The 18227-nt window shown below is 58.2% G+C and carries 13 protein-coding genes; 3 read left to right on the top strand and 10 right to left on the bottom strand.

Features of this window, described 5'->3' with window-relative positions; all coding sequences use genetic code 11:
- Nucleotides 1-10 precede the first annotated feature (10 nt).
- Nucleotides 11-1816: an aminopeptidase P family protein gene (locus J2D77_RS02530; RefSeq protein ID WP_207844696.1), complete on the top strand. Its 1806-nt coding sequence runs from the start codon at nt 11-13 to the stop codon at nt 1814-1816.
- A 96-nt stretch (nt 1817-1912) separates the two neighbouring features.
- Nucleotides 1913-2944, top strand: coding sequence for an isocitrate/isopropylmalate dehydrogenase family protein (locus J2D77_RS02525; RefSeq protein ID WP_207844695.1), 1032 nt, complete (start codon nt 1913-1915; stop codon nt 2942-2944).
- A 463-nt stretch (nt 2945-3407) separates the two neighbouring features.
- Here J2D77_RS02525 and J2D77_RS02520 read toward each other — a convergent pair whose 3' ends face one another.
- From J2D77_RS02520 to rpsD, 9 genes are all read right to left on the bottom strand, one after another.
- The gene (locus J2D77_RS02520) at nt 3408-4826 is read right to left on the bottom strand and encodes a glucosyltransferase domain-containing protein (protein ID WP_207844694.1); all 1419 of its coding nucleotides are present in this window, start codon (nt 4824-4826) and stop codon (nt 3408-3410) included.
- Nucleotides 4827-4919: 93 nt separating this feature from the next.
- Complete coding sequence (locus tag J2D77_RS02515) at nt 4920-5324, bottom strand: GtrA family protein (RefSeq protein WP_207844693.1); 405 nt, start codon at nt 5322-5324, stop codon at nt 4920-4922.
- A 323-nt stretch (nt 5325-5647) separates the two neighbouring features.
- Nucleotides 5648-6925: an NAD(P)/FAD-dependent oxidoreductase gene (locus J2D77_RS02510; protein WP_207844692.1), complete on the bottom strand. Its 1278-nt coding sequence runs from the start codon at nt 6923-6925 to the stop codon at nt 5648-5650.
- A gap of 3 nt (nt 6926-6928) precedes the next feature.
- Nucleotides 6929-7873, bottom strand: coding sequence for an NAD-dependent epimerase/dehydratase family protein (locus J2D77_RS02505; protein WP_207844691.1), 945 nt, complete (start codon nt 7871-7873; stop codon nt 6929-6931).
- A 15-nt stretch (nt 7874-7888) separates the two neighbouring features.
- Nucleotides 7889-8638: an SDR family NAD(P)-dependent oxidoreductase gene (locus tag J2D77_RS02500; RefSeq protein ID WP_207844690.1), complete on the bottom strand. Its 750-nt coding sequence runs from the start codon at nt 8636-8638 to the stop codon at nt 7889-7891.
- Complete coding sequence (locus tag J2D77_RS02495) at nt 8638-9960, bottom strand: FAD-binding oxidoreductase (RefSeq protein ID WP_207844689.1); 1323 nt, start codon at nt 9958-9960, stop codon at nt 8638-8640. Before J2D77_RS02495 ends, J2D77_RS02500 begins: the two co-directional genes overlap by 1 nt.
- Nucleotides 9957-11423, bottom strand: a complete 1467-nt coding sequence (locus tag J2D77_RS02490; protein WP_207844688.1) for a UbiA family prenyltransferase — start codon at nt 11421-11423, stop codon at nt 9957-9959. The genes J2D77_RS02495 and J2D77_RS02490 overlap by 4 nt, the downstream gene beginning before the upstream one ends.
- A 518-nt stretch (nt 11424-11941) precedes the next feature.
- Entirely contained in the window at nt 11942-13498 is a 1557-nt protein-coding gene (locus J2D77_RS02485; protein WP_207844687.1) for a peptide chain release factor 3, read from the bottom strand.
- 143 nt (nt 13499-13641) lie between these two features.
- The gene (gene rpsD, locus J2D77_RS02480) at nt 13642-14259 is read right to left on the bottom strand and encodes a 30S ribosomal protein S4 (RefSeq protein ID WP_207844686.1); all 618 of its coding nucleotides are present in this window, start codon (nt 14257-14259) and stop codon (nt 13642-13644) included.
- A gap of 355 nt (nt 14260-14614) precedes the next feature.
- On the opposite strand from rpsD, the gene J2D77_RS02475 reads away from it, so the two are divergent.
- A complete protein-coding gene (locus J2D77_RS02475; RefSeq protein ID WP_207844685.1) occupies nt 14615-15163 on the top strand; it encodes an HdeD family acid-resistance protein in 549 nt (182 codons plus the stop codon).
- A 142-nt stretch (nt 15164-15305) separates the two neighbouring features.
- Here the strand turns inward: J2D77_RS02475 and J2D77_RS02470 are convergent, their stop codons facing one another.
- Entirely contained in the window at nt 15306-17921 is a 2616-nt protein-coding gene (locus tag J2D77_RS02470) for a cation:proton antiporter (protein ID WP_207844684.1), read from the bottom strand.
- Nucleotides 17922-18227: the final 306 nt, after the last annotated feature.

Below are 18227 nucleotides of genomic sequence, written 5' to 3'. Positions count from 1 at the left end.
AGATTTTCCCATGCCATCAGCGTCCTGTGCCCGGCTTCAGGCCCTGCGTGCCCTTGTGGCGAAGGAGAGGCTGGACGGGTTGATTATTCCCCATAGCGATGAATTCCTGGGGGAATACACACCAGCCTGTGCCGAACGCCTGGCCTGGCTGACCGGCTTTACCGGCAGCGCGGGCAGTGCGGTCGTGCTGGCAAACGAGGCAGCCGTATTTTCAGACGGCCGCTACACCACCCAGTTGGACCAGCAGGTGGATGGCGCGTGCTGGCAACGCCTGCACAGCCTGCGCACGCCACCCGCGACATGGCTGGCAGAAACAGCCGAACCGGGCAGCCGCATCGGGTATGATCCACGGATCATGAGCCAGGCGGACCTTCGCCCCTTTGCCGCGCTGGACGGGGTGACGCTGGTCGCAACCCCTTGCAACCTGATCGACAGCCTATGGACCGACCGCCCCGCCCTGCCCGATGGTCCCGCCTTCATCCACCCGCTGAACCATGCAGGCGAAAGCTCGGCCAGCAAGCGCACGCGGATCGCCCTGACCTTGCGCGAAGCCGGGCAGGACGCCGCCGTGCTGAGCGATAGTGCTTCCATCGCGTGGCTGCTGAATATCCGGGGATCGGATATTCCCTGCACACCGGTGGTACTGGCCTTTGCCATAATCCATGCCGATGCCACGACCGACCTGTTCATTGCCCCGGGCAAGATACCCCCTGCCGTGCGCGACTGGCTGGGGCCGGATATCCGCACCCATGACCCGGCGGAAATGGAACAGGTTCTGGCCAGCCTGAGCGGCAGGACCGTCGGGGTGGACCCGGCGAGCAACGCCGTGTGGTTTGGCCAGTGCCTGGAACGCCACGGCGCGATGGTGCGTGAAACGCCAGATCCCTGCCTGCTGCCCAAGGCCTGCAAGAACGACACGGAACAGGCTGGCATGCGCACTGCCCATCTGCGCGACGGGATAGCGCTCTGCCGCTTCCTGCACTGGCTGGATACGGACGGCCACAACGCGACCGAGCTTGAGGCCGCCAGCCGGCTGGATGCGTTCCGGGCCGAAGGTGCGGGCTATGTCGAGCAGTCCTTTCCCGCCATTTCCGGGGCCGGCCCCAATGGCGCGATCATTCATTACCGTGTGACCGGGCAAAGCGATCGCAGGCTGGAGGATAACGAGGTCTATCTGATCGACAGCGGCGGCCAATACCCCGAAGGCACGACCGATGTCACCCGCACGGTCTGGACCGGGCCGGGCGTGCCGCCCGATGACCTGAAAAAGGTTTTCACCCGCGTGCTCAAGGGCAATATCCGGCTCGGGCAGGCGCGGTTCCCCATCGGCACGGCCGGTTTCGCGCTGGACGCGCTGGCCCGTTACGCCCTGTGGCAGGCCGGGCTGGACTACGATCATGGCACAGGCCACGGGGTGGGCAGTTTCCTGTCCGTGCATGAAGGTCCGGCCCGGATCGCCAAAAGCCCGAATACCGTTGCCCTGCAAAGCGGGATGGTCCTGTCCAACGAGCCGGGTTTCTACAAACCGGGGGCTTATGGCATCCGGCTGGAAACGCTCCTGCTGGTGCGCCCCGTCCACCCCCCTGCGGCACAGGCGGACCATAACGCAGACTCCGGCCGTCAGTTCCTTGAATTCGAGACCCTGACCCTGGCCCCTTTCGACCGGCGGCTGATCGATCTGGCGGTTCTGGGCCCCGAAGATACCACCCTGCTGGATAGCTACCATGCGCGGATATTGCAGCTTATTGGCCCGCATCTGCCGCCTGGGGCCCAAAAATGGCTTGCAGGGGCGTGCCTGCCCCTCAACATGGCGTGAGACACGCGCCCACGCCCCCCAGTCACGTAATTGGGAATCGCAACACGGGGCAAACAGGCGCAGAACAGGCAGCGAAGTGAAAGGGAGCTTCTCAGTATGACAGCAGATAGCAAGACCATTCCCGCCACGCTTATCGCCGGCGATGGCATCGGTCCCGAGATTGTTGAATCGGTCACCGAAATTCTGGATACCGTTTCCGCCCCGTTCGCATGGGACCCGCAGCTGGCCGGCATGGCAGGCGTAGACGCGGTAAACGACCCGCTGCCCAAGCAAACCATTGAAAGCATTCGCCGTACTGGTCTCGCCCTCAAAGGTCCTTTGACCACGCCTGTTGGTGGCGGCTTCAAATCCATTAACGTGACGCTGCGCCAGGAATTTGGCCTGTTCGCGAACCTGCGCCCCACCAAGACCATCGTGCCCGGCGGCAAGTTCGACGATATCGACCTGGTTCTTTTCCGCGAAAACCTGGAAGGGTACTACGCGGCGATGGAGCATTACATTCCCGTGGGTGAAGACCCCAAGGGAATTGCGCTGAGCTCCGGTTTTACCTCGCGCGCCGAATGCCGCCGCATTGTCAAATACGCTTTTGAATATGCGCTCAAGAACAACCGCAAGACGGTGACCATCGTTCACAAGGCGAATATCCTCAAGCTGCTGACGGGCCTGTTCCTTGAAGAAGGCCGCAAGGTTGCCGAGGAATACAAGGGCCGCATCGCGTTCAACGAACGGATCGTGGATGCCTGCGCCATGCAGTTGGTCATCAACCCCTGGCAGTTCGACGTGATTGTCACCACCAACCTGTTCGGTGACATCCTGTCCGACCTGACGGCCGGTCTGGTTGGCGGTCTGGGCATGGCCCCGGGTGCGAATATCGGTGAAAAAGCCGCCGTGTTCGAAGCCGTCCATGGCTCGGCCCCTGACATTGCGGGCAAGGGCATTGCCAACCCGCTGGCCCTGCTGCTGGCAGCGGTGATGATGCTGCGCCATGTCGGCCGTGGCGACCTGGCCGACCGCATCGATTCTGCGATCGACAAGGTCATTACCAAGGGTTCGGTCCGCACCAAGGATCTGGGCGGCAACGCCGGAACCAAGGACCTGACAGCCGCGCTGAAACAGGCTCTGGTCTGATCCCTGCCCGGTTCAAACAAGCCGGACAGAACCAAAGGGGGCCCCATGTGGCCCCCTTTGACGTTTATACGGCACGAAAATTCGGCGCTTTATAATTTTACACCGCTTCCCCGCATTCTATCCTGCCAATCAAACCGAAAAACAGAATGGCTGAGATCGCTGCGAGATGAACCACACCCACCTGAGCGGACCAAGAAGCGCAGGACCACAACTTTGCTGCTGATGCCGCGCCTTTAAAGTCCTTGGCCGAAACCGGGGAAAATGGGAGGTACGGCAAGGTCACCCACGCGAGACGGGGACCATAGACCGAAGATGCCAACCCGCCTCGGGCGTCCGTAACTCTGAATGGCACAGTTACGTGTCACCCGGTCCTGATCGGCGTCGTCACGGGCGTTCTATCGCGCGACAGTGTTGTCCCATATAATTCCGACCGAGCCCCGAAAACCATATTCCTGCACAGACATCAAAAACATAAGTAAAATGCATTATCCCTTCCTTTGTTTATGAATTTCTTTTTTGAATTCATCTCACAAAAATGACTTTCATCGATATGCGCTTCTATTTTCCCCTGGGAGAGAAAATTGAATACTGCTGTCGCGGACCAGGGCGTTTGCAAAAGGCCGGTGCCATAATCGTAAGTAGAATGCGCGATGTAATTGTTTTTTGCATAGTCCGGCTGAATATATAGTATTATTTTATCGGAATAATTTTCATCTTCCGCATAAATGCTTGAGATAATGGAATTAACGCGACTTATATCAAAATAGCTTTGGATAACCCGGTTTGATTCGGCCCACATATCTGTAAAGAAAAAAATCGAAAAGAAGGCACAAAATAAAAATCTGGATGCGTTCGTCATGTTCCTGAAGAGAACGTTCAAATTCTTCACCATAATATACGGCAAGGAAAAGGCGATCGCAGAAATACTGCGGGCCGAGGGCCACCAGCCCTTGATCATCAGATTCAAAGGATTGGCGGCCAGGACAACGGCGGCCACAACAAATAAAGCTGCTCCCATAGTCCGGAAATTCAATATAAAGACCACAAAGGAAAACAGAAAAATCAGCTTTGCACTGTTCAATATCAACGGATAATAACAGCCATGCCCCGCAATAAAAATATCTGCGCTCGCATTGGCATAATTCCACAAATTCCCGGACACGAACCGAAGCCCCTGCTCTCGGGCCGGATACATCTCGAAACCCGGAACATGACATTTTTTCAAAAGAGCATTCACGACACTATATAAAATCGATGCGACTAAAATAGGATATACATCTTTATAAGTAATTTCTTCATTTCCAGAATTGGTTACCTTTATCAAGAAAGCCATCAATGCCAGAATAATGCTAATTTGATAGGACCCAAAAGAGACTAAAAGGCAGACACTGCCCAGAAGAAATTTCCATTTCGATTGGATCTCGACCGAAAATACCTTAAAATATAAGGCCAAAAACAAAAATGACACCGCATAAGATAAATACGCTTCTTTGAATTGATAGACGTCCAAGTTCAAAGGAAAAAACACAAACAATACCGAAAAGCAGACTCTTTCCGTTTCGTCGAATTTTACATAATCCGCAAGAAACTGCAGCAGCAGGACTAACGAGAAAACAAGAAAAGCCGACGATATAACGATATATTCTTCATAGTGAACATGAAAGACACTCAGGAATTTCAAGATCGCCGCAAACGTATAGCGGCCATTGGATGCCTGATCCAGCATGAGAACAGCAAGAGGATCGGAATGGGATTGTATGGCCAGTTCATCAGTCGACAAGGCAATGAAATTAGGAAAAATAACGATTATTATAGAAATGACTGTAAATATAATCGACAGAAAGCCTCTATATTCATTTTTTTTTCCAATCACGCGCTCCATTGCGACTTCCTTATTGTGAGATCCAATCCCATTCCGGCTGAACCACGGCTTGGCCCATGAACGATACGAGAGACAGAATGACAATTTCTACTCTTATTTTTCAGCAAAAGAGACTTTACTTTTGAAAGAAAAATATTTGTGCCCAATGAAACTCGGCACCGCCGGTGACAATACGCCTATAAAATGAGCAATATCTTCGGCATGCCATGTAAAATTGAGGGCCGGAAACACGACGAATGCCAGCCCCATGGTTGTTCCCCATACAATGACCAGGGCGACAAGATTCACAAGCACGAAGCGCCCCAGTTCCGATGCGACCCCGCGATCGGACGGCGAAAACACAAAAAGACGCGCAAGACTATAAGCCGTCAGCATCCCCACCAGATAGGCGAGCACGACAGACCAGCCGAACGGGACAAAGCAGTTGAAGAAATAGCGGCTGCCGATGTTAACGCCAGCCGCGATCCCCCCTGTTACCAGAAACCGAAGAAACATCATGGTAGTACTTCTTCCCGCTTATTCAAACATCTCTTATCGCGCATTCGACAGACTGGGAGTGGAAGTGCAGGTCCGGCATCGATAGGGATGCTTCACCGCCAGTCTTGTCCCAGTCTGGATGAAACAGAATTATTTAAGAGACTGTTCCAAGAAACCGTTGATAAAAAAAAGTAAACATTTTAAGGCGTCGCCTTTTTTAAAAAAGCGACGTTTTGTGAAGCTTTTTTAAAAAAGCTTCACAAAAAACTTTTATAGTCTGACGGGGTATTTCAGATGCAGGCTTTTAAAACGGCTTCCAATATGCTCCTCCCCCAACGGCTTTTTTACAAAGCATCGACCATGATTTTCGCGAAGCGTACGCTTTCGGAAATACCGCGATCTTCTGGGTAATAATAACAGGTGTCAGCCACCTGCAATCCCGCGATCGGGGTCTGGACAGGCGGAATTTTGGCGGAAAAGCCAGGTTCGCAAACCGGCTGGGCATAGGACAGCCTGCCAACATGCGACGCAAGCAGATCCTCCCGCGTCAAGGCGGGATTGACTTCCGTCAGGTAGCCCATGGCTTCCTTGACAAAGAAATCATCCGACTGGGTAAACTTTGGATGCGTCTGCGGCATGTAATAGGGCACATAGACGACTGTATCGGATAAATACCGGAGGTTTGAAAATTCGACAATGCCCGGAATATCAATACGCTGGTCGTTGATATTCAACCAGAAATGGTCCGTAACCGGCTTTTTCAGTTTCAGGAGCACACACACGACGCCAATATTGCGTATGGCGTCATAAGCTTTTTTGGACGCATCGGGCAGGGCCGGCACCATGGCCGAAACAAGAGGTGTTGGCACAGTGGAGATGACACGCTCATAATCACTGGTGTTCTTGTCCGTGCGCACGCCCGTAACACGGCCCCCTGCCGCCACGATTTCGCGCACAGGCTCGCCCAGCCGGATGGTGCCCCCCAGCCTCCTGATCGCTGCCACAAGCGCATCGACCAGGGTCTGCGATCCGCCTTCGATAACACCAAGCTGTTCCTGGAAGAGCGACGCCCGCGACGTTCCGATACGCTTGATGCGCGTCGCCATCCATGCCGCTGAAATATCATTGGCATATTCAAAGAACTTCAGTTCCAGCAGGCGTTTCCACAGAACGTCATAGGTCCGGCGCCCACCCCATTTGATGAACCAGTCCCCCGCATTGACCCGGTCCAGATCATCGAAATGCTTCCGCTTTGTCTGCAAGAATGCCTGAAACCCGTAGCCAAGTTTGCCCCGCAGGGAAAGGAGCGGAAATGTCAGCAGCGCCCACGGGGTACCCCACCGATAATGTCGCCCGGCAATGTAATACCCCATGGATGTATTGCGCCAGCAGAGCTTGTGGCCAATGCCCAGTTCCGCCATCAGGTCGAAGAGCGGTTGGTCCGCCTTGCAGACAAAATGGTAAAAACGTTCGATCGACAGGCCGTCGAAATCGAAATGCGCGGCCATGCCCCCTGCTACCGTATCGCTTTCATACAGGGTCACGTCATGCCCTGCCTTAAGGGCATGATAGGCGGCTGCAAGCCCCATGGCGCCCGCACCGATCACCGCAACTTTGGCCATTTCCTAGAACTCCAGCTTGACGTGCGAATAGACGGGATCCTGGAATGTCTCTTCCAGCGCATCGACAAGCGTATGGGGCTGGACCCCGAATATGCCCGGCCAGTCGATGATGTCGAATTCATCCGGTGTCACCAGCGCTTTTAGCTGCTGGGTTGTGAAAGGCGGGTTTTTGTCTACCAGCGCATAAGCGGCCATCAGCGCATAGAAAACCCCGTACGGTATGCGCACGATCATTGCCTTCGCACGGGATGCTTTCTTCACCGCACGGATCAGGTCGATGTAATAGACCTTTTCCCGCCCTGAAATATTGTAAATCGTGTTCGGGCGCGGGGTATCGGCTGCCGATATGATGATATTGCACAAATCCCCCGCATACAGGGGCTGGCGGATATACTTGCCGCTCCCCGGAATGGGGAAAATCGGAGATTTGTGCATGAAGCGCGCAAGCCAGCCCAGATGCTTGCGGTCGAACCAGCCATACATCAGCGTCGGCCGCAGTACGCAGGCCGGAATACCGCTGTCCAGCACCAGCTTTTCCTGCACCTTCTTGCTCTCGGTATAAAAGTCATGCGCCATGGATTCCACGACCGATGACGAGATATGCACCAGATAGGGCAAACCGGCGCGCTGGGCGGCCGCCAGCACGTTCTTCGTGGCGGTAATATTGTTATCTATGAAAGGCTGCTCGGTCAGCGCGCCAATCTGGGCATGGTTGAGAATAAGCGTGCCACCCGCGTCAAAGGCGTGTTCCCACCCACCGGGCTTGGCCAGATCCGCTTCGATTACCTCGATTTCGGGGTGAAGCTGCCTGAGAATGCGAACATTGGCAGGATGCTTGTCGATGCCGACAATTTCCAGATCCGGCCGTTTTTTCAGCCGGGTGACAAGATTCTGGCCAACCAGACCGGCAGCGCCCGTAATGATGATGCGTTTTGGTGTCTTCGTCATAATCCGCTACTTGTCTTACAGCTTGGTCTTGTGAAAAATCCGGGCCGGCACATTGCACACGATCGTCATGATAAAGCGCCAGAAACCGGGAATATAGACAACCGGCATGGCAGGCTTTTGCGCGATGGCCACAAGTTTTTGTGCGACTGTGGCAGGCTTGGCCCAGAGCAGGCCCTTCCTGTGGATATGCGCGGTCATGGGTGTGTCGACAAAGCCAAGCTTGGCCACCACCGCATGCGCACCCGTAGGGGCCAGGCGATGGGCGATCCCTTCCACCAGCACGGAGAGGCCAGCCTTGGCCGCCCCATAGATATAGTTCGACTGCCGTCCGCGATCGCCCGCGACCGAACTGATCGCCACGAGCACGCCCGCCTTCTGGCGCTCAAGCAGGTTGGCGGCGGCCAGGCACCATTGGGCGGCGCTGGAGAAATTGACATGAATGTTAAGGGCCGCCGCCGCAATATCCCGTTCTTCATGCCGCTGGTTCCCCAACAGGCCGTAAAAGAGGAACACGGCATCGACAGGCCCGTCGATGGCCGCTGCCATGTCATCAAAACTGGCGGTGGCGTCGGTCACCTCCGCCAGATCCATGGCATAGGTCTTGCAGCGCGCAGCCCCCCGTGCCTTCAGGTCCCCGGCGAGCTGTTCAAGCCGTTCGGCATTGCGGGCAACCAGCACGAACTGGGCACCGTCGGCGGCGTAGAGCCGGGCCGTGGCTTCAGCAATGGCTGACAGCGCGCCCAGAATGATGATCTTCTTGCCCATCAATACGATACCCTTCTCCAGAAATCCGAACTGGTTGCCGGATCCTTCAACTCCTGCATGCGCGTCCAGTCGGGGTAGCCGGACTGGAACATGGGGGCAGGCATGCGCCCGTCCTTGGCGGCATATAACCGCCCGCCAGCCTCCGCCACGATCTGGTCGAGCCGGGCCATGAGGTGCAATGTCTCAGCCCCGCGATTGGCAAAGTCAAGGGCGAGCGTCGCCCCTTCCATGGGAAAGGAGAGATAGCCCCCCGCACTCAGCGAACCGAAGGTTTTAAGCACCGCCAGGAACGACCCCGCCCCCGATGCGGCAATGACCCGCACCAGATCTTCGACGACATGCCGGGCCGAGGCCATGGGTATGACGCACTGGTACTGGTAAAGCCCGGTGGCACCATACATCCGGTTCCAGTTGCGAATGGAATCAAGCGGATAGAAGAACGGCGCGTAATGCGTTCGCTGGATATGGGGGCCGCATTGCTGAAGGCGGTTGTACAGCGTGTTGAACAGCCGAATGGTGGTACTGTTCAGCGTACGGGCTGGCAGGTCGAAAGGCATGGCCAGTCCGCCTTTGCCCCGATGCGGCTCCAGTACTCCGTCATGACACCAGTTGGCACGCTGGAAAATGCCCCGCCCCAGCGCATGCCCGCCATTGGCGCAGTCGATCCAGGAGACCGTGTGCTCGAACCCATCGGTGCTTTCCCGCGCGATGGAGAAGAATTCCCCGATATTGCCGTATGGAATCCGCTCGACATCAAGGAAAGCGCTGCCGATGGGTGTCAGGGCGAGTTCGACATCTGCAATGACGCCGGTCAGCCCCAGTCCGCCAATCGTGGCATGGAACAGCGGGTCGCCCGGATACAGGCGCTGGGGGCCGGTATCGGTCCGAAGCAGGGTCAGGCTGCGGACCGAGCAGCCCATGCTGCCGACACGATGATGGTTCTTGCCATGCACGTCATTGGCAACTGCCCCACCAAGGGTGACAAAACGCGTTCCCGGCGTGGTGGGCAGGAACCAGCCACGCGGCACCGTGACCTGCAGGATTTCATCGATCGTCGCCCCTGCCTCGCAACGCAGCACCCCTGTCGTGTCATCGAACGCCATCAGGCGGTCGAGCCCGGTCATGTCGATCAGCAGGTTGCCATTATTGATGACGGAATCCCCGTAAGAACGCCGCATGCCAACAGCCAGCAGAGGCGTCTTTTGTCCCGCATGCACACAGGCGGGCAGTTCATCTAAAAAGCCGGGGATGACGACCTCGTGCGGCACACGCACGACACGCCCCCAGGATGTGTAGTCCAGTCGGGTTCTGGCGCGTGTCATATCAGGGACAGTGCAAAGAAAAGGCCGGTGGCAAGCCCCATCAGGATACTCAGCCGGTCACGAATGGCGAAGGAAACCGGATCGTCATCCAATTCGCCCCGGTGGCTGAGCAGCCATATGCGTGACGACCACATCATGACAAGAATAACCGCCCCCCACAACCATTGCGGATCGCTGTAGAGCGGACGGACATAAATGTCAGACGACACATACAGGCTGAGCACCAGGATCGCGATCAGGTTTGTACCGACCCCCATGGTGAGCGTAAGGGGCGCATCCGTGGTCCGGTAACCCCGCCCCTTGATCTCTGTCCCCGCCCCTGGCTGCGCCGCTGCCTTCGTGATCTCGACATGTCTCTTGGCCATCGACAGGGCGAAGAAGAAGAAGAACGAAAACATGAGCAGCCAATGAGATAACGGCTCCCCCGCCAGATACACCCCGATGACGATACGCAGGGTATACAGGCCGCCCAGGACAAAAATATCGATCATGGGCAGGCGTTTGAAAACAAAGGAATAGGATAACGTGCCTGCGAGATAGACCAGCAGCCAGCCTGCCGCTGGCAGAGACAGCATGGCCATGATGGCAACGCCAAGAACAATGAGCCCGACCGCCACGCAGAACGCTTGGCCCGCATCTATGACGCCCCGGGCGATGGGGCGGAATCTCTTGGTCTGGTGGCCACGGTCGGCCAGAATGTCACTTATGTCATTGATGACATAGGTGCCCGACGCCGCCAGCCCCATGGCGATAAAACCGATCCCCACGGTCAGCAGGGCGTGCAGTTGCATGAAGGCCTGCCCCAGGATAAGCGGCACCACCAGCAGGATGTTTTTGCTCCACTGATGAACCCGCAGCAGCTTCAGCCAGTCCCGCAATCCGACCGGCTGGCGCTTGATTTCACATTCGAGCGGGCAGTCCAGTCGGGAAAAAGCATCGCGTGTCGAACGGCTGACCCCAACCAGGACAGCACTTTCCGCTTTCTTCCATATGACAAGATCAGCCGGGCTATCGCCAGCATAGGAAAAACCACCCGGAAATCGCTGCTCCAGATAGCCCAGCTTGTGCCTGCCCTTCAGATTGATGGGAGGTGAAGATCCCGTGGCGGAATCGAAAATGCCGATATCCCGCGCCACAAGATCTGCGGTTTCCTGGTCTGCCGCCGTTACCAGATGGAGTTCTCGCCCGGCGCGCTTCTGCGCCTGCAGATAGGCGACAAAATGCTGGTTGAACAGAAATATACCCGGATCAATCGCGGCAATACGCAGCACGGCCTGCTTGAAGGCAGCGCGCCCCTGACGAAGAACCGCCAGGGCTTTCAAGGCCTGCCAGGGATGACGGAAGGCAATGATCAGGAACTGTTCGACCAACGTATCCGTTAAAAGCAGCGTCCGATCCAGATCGACCGCCAGTGGAGATCTGGTAAAATCGATCTGATGCTGATCTACCCTAGGCGCTGCCATCGTCCCCCCATAAAATCAAGGAGAGGTTTTTCTACGTTCAGTTTCAGTATCAGTCAAATCAAAATCCTTCCACTCACGGGAGTTACCTCCAGTGTTTATTCAATAATTCAAAATCTTCTTGAACAATCGTAAGAAACCTCGGGGAAGGCCAGAAAAATACGAAATCTGCCGGCCGAACAGAAGAAGCCCCCAGGACGGCGACAAGCACCGCGCCCCCACCGTCGAAAAAGGGGTGAAAAACAAATAATATTTTTAAAGATATTTATTTTAATATTACTAAACGCTTTAATTGAATAAACGAAAAATTACAGAATAATCCCTAATTCCTAACCAATATTATCTTTCCCCATATGACACCCCAAGAAAGCGCAGAATATCCTGCCGGCTGCCGCGCCTTATTTCCGGCTTTCCATGCTATACTGTGTCAGACGCCGGATATCTTCGAACATCGCATTGCATTACAACGCCTGCACCTGCTTTCCCGCCTCATTTTACCGTCATCTCAAGCGCCATCACCCTTATTTGGCGTCCCCTACCCCGATCCCGATCTGCTTGATGTCATGGAACTTGATATCGGGGTTCTGCTCTTCCGTGCGGCGCATCATGAAGCCGGATGTGGCCAGGAACACGGGGTCATCGTCCAGGTCGTCCGCCATGGCGGTACGGTTGGCGGCGGCAAAGGCTTCGATCTTCGCGCGCGGGCCGGTAATCCAGCGGGCCAGTGAATAGGGTGTGGAATCAAAGCCGATCCCCACGCCGTATTCGGCCTGAAGGCGCGCTTGCAGCACATCAAGCTGGAGCGTGCCCACCACGCCCACAATAGGTGGCGCGCCATCCTGCGGGCGGAAGAGCTGCACCACCCCTTCCTCGGCCAGTTGCACCAGCGCCTGCTTCAGCTTCTTGGCCTTCATGGCATCATCAAGCCGGACACGGCGCAGAATTTCGGGGGCGAAATGCGGCACCCCGGTGAACTGGATATCCTCCCCCTCGGTCAGCGTATCGCCAATGCGCAGCGTGCCATGGTTGGGAATACCCACCACATCCCCCGCGAAGGCTTCCTCCGCCAGGTGGCGGTCCTGGGCGAAAAAGAATTGGGGCGTATGCACCGCAAAGTTCTTGCCCGTGCGTGTGTGCTTGAGCTTCATGCCGCGGGTCAGCCTCCCCGAACACACACGGGCAAAGGCGATGCGGTCGCGGTGGTTGGGGTCCATGTTCGCCTGGATCTTGAAGACCAGTGCCGTCATGCCCGGTTCATCCGCGGTGACGGTGCGGCTTTCGGCCGCCTGCGCGCGGGGCGACGGCCCGAACGCCACCAGCGCGTCCAGCAGGTCGGTCACCCCTATTTCCTTGATCGCACTCCCGAAGAACACAGGGGTCAGATGGCCCGCGTCAAACGCCTCACGGTCGAATTCCGGCAGGGCGGCCTGGGCCAGTTCCAGTTCCTCGCGCATCTGCACCAGGCGCGGGTCGTCCTCCGCCAGGGGGGCAAGCGTGTTCAGCTTGCCGTTCAGCAGATCGTAGGTGCCGATAAACGTGGCGGCCCGGCCCACAGGCCATGTGGCGGGGGCGGTATCCAAAGCCAGGGATGAAGCAATTTCATCCAGCAGGGCGAACGGGTCCTGCGCCTCGCGGTCCATCTTGTTGATGAAGGTGACAATGGGAATATCGCGCAGGCGGCAGATTTCGAACAGCTTGCGCGTGCGGTCCTCGATCCCCTTGGCGGCGTCGATCACCATCACCGCGGAATCGACGGCGGTCAGCGTGCGATAGGTATCTTCGGAGAAGTCTTCATGGCCGGGCGTATCAAGCAGGTTGAAGACACAGCCACCGTAATCGAACGTCATGACCGAACTGACCACGGAAATACCACGGTCACGCTCGATCGCCATCCAGTCCGAACGGGTGCGGCGGCGTTCGCCCTTGGCGCGCACATTGCCGGCAAGCTGAATGGCCCCGCCTGCCCGCAGGATGCGCTCCGTCAGGGTCGTCTTACCGGCATCCGGGTGGGAGATGATCGCAAAGGTACGGCGACGGGCAATTTCCTTACCCAGTTCGGAAGCGGCGGTATCAGACATGAAAGACCTGTTCGGAGACTACTGGCAAAAAAGAAACTGGCGGGCAGAACTGGCGGAGCGAATTGGCAGGAATAAAACGGCAAACGCCGGGTGGAGAGCAGCCCCTCCACCCGGCGCAGCACAAATCGAACCAGAGTTCCCGATTAACGGGAGTAGAATTCGACCACCAGGTTCGGTTCCATCTGCACCGGATACGGCACATCGGAAAGCTGCGGGCCACGCATGAACGTGCCCTTCATCTGGCGATGATCGACTTCCATGTATTCCGGCACGTCACGTTCGGCAGACTGCGTTGCGTCCAGCACGATGGCGAGCTGCTTGGACTTTTCACGCACTTCGATCACGTCGCCATCCTTCACCAGGTAGGACGGCACGTTCAGCTTGCGGCCATTGACCAGGATATGGCCGTGGCTGATGAACTGGCGCGCTGCAAACGGGGTGATGGCGAACTTCATGCGGTAGATGACCGCATCCAGCCGGCGTTCGAGCAGGTTGATCAGGTTTTCGGACGTATCGCCCTTGCGACGCACGGCTTCCTGATAATAGCGACGGAACTGCTTTTCCGTGATGTTGCCGTAATAGCCCTTGAGCTTCTGCTTGGCCATCAGCTGCACGGAGAAGTCGGAGGGCTTGCCCTTGCGGCGCTGGCCATGCTGGCCGGGGCCGTATTCACGACGGTTGACCGGGGACTTCGCACGGCCCCACAGGTTCACGCCGAGGCGGCGGTTGATCTTGTACTTGCTCTCAAGGCGCTTGCTCATAAGGCGCTCTTTTCTCTCAACAGGCGGAAAGCCCTGGGCCTTCCGTCGTTACACCGGTAGTCTCCGTCCACCGTGGATCGAAGCGGGCGCACAACGTATTACCAGCAGCACTGCCGCCAGCCGTTCTGTCCTCATTCCCGGCAATGGTGGCAGCGTTTACGGCAAATGCAGCCGGGCTGTCAAGAAAGCCGTTACGGCAGGGACCGTCATGCAGCGCAGCACAGGCGGCGCAATTTTTTCTTTCTCCCTTGCGGGGCCATAGCGACTATAGAGTCATCCATGGCCCCGTGCCCGGACTTTGCCACTGCTTGCCAGATTTTGAACGCCAGATAAACACCACACAAGGAGTACCCCCATGCCATCCGCCAATAAATGGGCCCTGTTCACCACCATTGGGATATTGCTCATCATCCTGGGCTTTGTCGCTGCGATCGACGCCGTGTTCGTCACCCTGGCCAGCACCATTTTCATCGGCGTGCTGTTGATCATGGCCGGGATCATGCAGGGGGTGCATGCCTTTGCCGTACGGGACTGGAGCGGCTTCCTGTTCTCCCTGCTGGGCGGTGTCTTGTACGTGATCGCCGGTGGGGTGCTGATCGAGGAACCCGTATCCGGTTCGGTCGCCCTGACCCTGTTCGCGGCAGTCTGTTTTGTGGTGATCGGGGTGATCCGTTCGGTCATGGCGCTCCAGCACCGCGAACTGGCAGGCTGGGGCATTGTGCTGGGCAGCGGGTTGATCAGCCTGCTTGTGGGCCTGTGCCTGTATTTCACCCTACCCTGGTCGGCCCTGTGGCTGATCGGCACGTTCGTGGCCATTGAACTGATGGCCAGCGGCATTGGCTGGGTACAGTTCGGGCTGGCACTGCGCCGCATGCTGCCTCCCCCATCCCTGCCCCAGGCCTGAGACATAACGGAACAGGACGCATCAGGGTTGGAATATACCAGCCCTGTTTGCGGCAAGCCTTTGGCGGGCGGCAGGTCGCTGGCCCGAATAGCAGCGCAAGCGCCGCTGGTTACGGGCCGCCCCGCACCCGGGCGTGCCGGCCTTACTCCGTTTCCGTCTCGTTATCGGATGGCGTAAAGGCAAGGCGCTTGGGGTCAGTGCTCAGCAGGGCCCGGGCGGCAACGCCCGACTGTTCCTCCGCCGGCATTTTCTGGCGGGGCAGCAGGGATATCGGCCGCTCACCGTTTTCACGCTGGCGCAGATTGGCCTGGATATTGCGCAGCACCACGGGATAATCTTCCACCAGCCGGCGGAAGCGTGAGGCCTTGATCACCATCAGATGGCCGAACTGCACGGCCCTGACCGTGCCAGAGCAGTGCCATTTTTCCATGGCCTCCTGCGCGCCGATCAGGTCGCCCGCGCCAAACTGCACGTCGGCTCCGGCTATATGGGCCTCCGCCAGCCCCGCGCTGATAAAATAGACATAGCGCATTCTTCTGCCCTTGCGGCAGATGACTTCCTGCGGGGCCACAAAACGCAGCGACGTGGTGGTGGCCAAGTCATGCAGTTCCGCCCCGGACAGGCCCTTGAACACCGTTGCCGTCTTGATCCGTTCCTCGATCCCGCTGCGCAGGTCGAAGCTCAGCCGCTTGTTCAGCCGGTGGCGGCGGCGTTCCAGGTCCTTGAGCAGTTCACGGTTCAACTCGTCGCTGATCAGGGATTCCGCCAGCAGCGTATCATATTCCTCCCCTTCCACACGCAGGGTGATCTGGCGGAAAATGCGGTTTTCCAGGGCCTCGGCATAGCCATGGTAATGCAGGCGCAGGGTGGCCAGGGCTTCGTCCAGCAGCTTGCGCTGGCGTGAAAGCACCTCAGCCACGATATCGCCGATACGGCTGCCCAATGTGGGCTCCAGCCGCTCGCGCATGAAGCGGGTCAGCGAGATCGAGACGAAATGCGCCACCATGAGCATCTCGAAGCGTTCGGCCATGCACAGCATCAGCGGCTTGTCTATGCGCAGGTGGTTGTGCACCCATTGCGCCGCCCTGAACCGCAGGGACGGGCTGAGCCTGCGGCGCAATGCGCGCACATAGCCCAGGCGCCCTTCAAGCCGGGCCCCGTCGATTGCGGCCTCCGCCGAACGCAGCAGCGTTTCCATGACCCGGCGCGACAGGCCCTGCATGTAGAACAGGTCCAGCAGCAGGGAGCGTTCCTGGCTGGCGATGGTGATCAGCGCGAGGTTGACGCGTTGCGTGTCCGACAGCGCGCGATCGAACTCGTTGGCGTCCTGCTCCTCCTCCGCCCGGCGCTCTAACTGGTCCAGCACGGGGCGCGTGGCCTCGGCATCGAAGCCGAGATCGTGCCCCAGCGTGCGGGCCCGGTCGCGCACGTTGCCAAGGCCGATCCCCAGCACCTGGTGGCGCATGGCCTCGTCGATGGGGGAAAGCTGGTCGAGCTTGAGGAACAGCACCAGCGAACGCAGTGTCGTTCCGTTGACCAGCAGGGTGATCAGCACGAAGCCGGTGGCGATAATACCGATGAAATGGGCAATGGGGGTGGCGACATGCTCGTTCTCCGTCACCGCCAGCGCCAGGGCAAGCGTTATGGCCCCGCGCAACCCGCCCCAGACCATGGTGATCTTGAAGGGTGTGGGCACGGGGGGCGAAAGCCTTGTCAGGGCAAGCAAAGGCAGCAGGCCGAACACGACCGCGGCACGCGCCACAAGCCCCGCCGCACTGGCGATCAGGATCAGCACCCAGTCCCACCGGGTCATGCCCACCAGCAGGTGCGGCACCAGCATGGAGGCAAGCACGAACACCAGGGATCCCGCCCAGAACACAAGCTGCTGCCAGAGCTGGTTGAGGAACAGCCATGTCTGCGGTCGCACGGTCGACGGGCCGTAGACGGATACCGTCAGCCCCGCCGCCGCCGTGGCCACCACGCCCGACACACCCAGGAATTCGTCTGAAATAATATACACGACGTACGGCAGTGCCACCGTCAGCGTGATTTCGGCCGCCGAACTGCCGATGGCGGACATCATGGCCAGGGTCAGCCGCCCACAGATCACCCCCACCACCAGCGCACCGGCAAAGGAGACGACAAAGGAGATCAGCGCATCACCCGGATGGATGGCGCGGTGCAGCGTGACCGAGGGCAGCAGGATGGAGAAAATGGAAATGGCCGCCGCATCGTTCAGCAGTGCCTCCCCTTCCACCAGGCGGGTCAGGCGCGTGGCCGCCCCGATATCGCGGAAAATGCCCGCCACGGCCGATGGGTCGGTGGTTGCGACAATGGAGCCCAGCAGCAGGCAGACCACAAGCGGCATATGTGCAAAGGGCATCAGCGCAAAGCCGATCAGCGCGGTGGAGAGCGCCACCGCCACCACGGCCAGCAGCAGCACGGTGGCCGTTTCATGTGCCAGGCGGCGCACATCGATGGCCAGCGCCCCCTGAAAGACCAGGGCGGGCAGGAAGATCAGCAGAAAGGCTTCGCTGTTGATGGGGAAATCGAGCAGCGTTTCGGCAATGCCGCTCAGGGCGGAGGCATAGGAACTGCGCAGCGCGAAATCGGCCAGCGAGCCGATGATAATGCCCACAACGGCCAGCAGCACGGTTTCGGACAGTTCGATCTTGCGGGCAAGAGGCTGCACGGCGCTCACAACCACAAGGAGCAGCGCAATGACAAGCAGTATCGCAGCCAAACCCGTTACCGCCATGCCAATCACTCCCCTACGTGCGTCTTCTTGTTTTTGCAGCCTGGCCACGACCCGGACCGTGCGGTATTAACGCCCGGGTGCGGCAAAGGCATGGCAAGCGAACGCCTTTCTTCTCTCTTTAGCAGAGCGTCGCCAACACTACCACTTTTGCACGACACCTGCCGTGCCATGCGTGCAGCGCACGGCACCCGGTGGCGCACCCCTGTGCGGATCGCCCGAACGTGACTGCGTTATCCGGCGGACGTGACTGCCAAATTCCCTCCCGCGTGCCCATGTTGGCAGCACACCATCTGTCAGCCCGCCCCA

Origin of the sequence: Acetobacter garciniae, from assembly GCF_017377735.1 — a bacterium.
In the GTDB taxonomy this organism is placed as follows: Bacteria; Pseudomonadota; Alphaproteobacteria; order Acetobacterales; family Acetobacteraceae; genus Acetobacter; species Acetobacter garciniae.
The sequence above is the reverse complement of the archived record's forward strand: the minus strand, read 5'-3'. Positions and strand labels throughout refer to the sequence as shown.

What these genes read in the sequence shown, in the direction of transcription:
- J2D77_RS02530 (WP_207844696.1), top strand. Translation starts at nt 11, where the DNA reads ATGCCATCAGCGTCCTGTGCCCGGCTTCAGGCCCTGCGTGCCCTTGTG.
- J2D77_RS02525 (WP_207844695.1), top strand. Translation starts at nt 1,913, where the DNA reads ATGACAGCAGATAGCAAGACCATTCCCGCCACGCTTATCGCCGGCGAT.
- J2D77_RS02520 (WP_207844694.1), bottom strand. Translation starts at nt 4,826, where the DNA reads ATGGAGCGCGTGATTGGAAAAAAAAATGAATATAGAGGCTTTCTGTCG.
- J2D77_RS02515 (WP_207844693.1), bottom strand. Translation starts at nt 5,324, where the DNA reads ATGATGTTTCTTCGGTTTCTGGTAACAGGGGGGATCGCGGCTGGCGTT.
- J2D77_RS02510 (WP_207844692.1), bottom strand. Translation starts at nt 6,925, where the DNA reads ATGGCCAAAGTTGCGGTGATCGGTGCGGGCGCCATGGGGCTTGCAGCC.
- J2D77_RS02505 (WP_207844691.1), bottom strand. Translation starts at nt 7,873, where the DNA reads ATGACGAAGACACCAAAACGCATCATCATTACGGGCGCTGCCGGTCTG.
- J2D77_RS02500 (WP_207844690.1), bottom strand. Translation starts at nt 8,638, where the DNA reads ATGGGCAAGAAGATCATCATTCTGGGCGCGCTGTCAGCCATTGCTGAA.
- J2D77_RS02495 (WP_207844689.1), bottom strand. Translation starts at nt 9,960, where the DNA reads ATGACACGCGCCAGAACCCGACTGGACTACACATCCTGGGGGCGTGTC.
- J2D77_RS02490 (WP_207844688.1), bottom strand. Translation starts at nt 11,423, where the DNA reads ATGGCAGCGCCTAGGGTAGATCAGCATCAGATCGATTTTACCAGATCT.
- J2D77_RS02485 (WP_207844687.1), bottom strand. Translation starts at nt 13,498, where the DNA reads ATGTCTGATACCGCCGCTTCCGAACTGGGTAAGGAAATTGCCCGTCGC.
- rpsD (WP_207844686.1), bottom strand. Translation starts at nt 14,259, where the DNA reads ATGAGCAAGCGCCTTGAGAGCAAGTACAAGATCAACCGCCGCCTCGGC.
- J2D77_RS02475 (WP_207844685.1), top strand. Translation starts at nt 14,615, where the DNA reads ATGCCATCCGCCAATAAATGGGCCCTGTTCACCACCATTGGGATATTG.
- J2D77_RS02470 (WP_207844684.1), bottom strand. Translation starts at nt 17,921, where the DNA reads ATGGCGGTAACGGGTTTGGCTGCGATACTGCTTGTCATTGCGCTGCTC.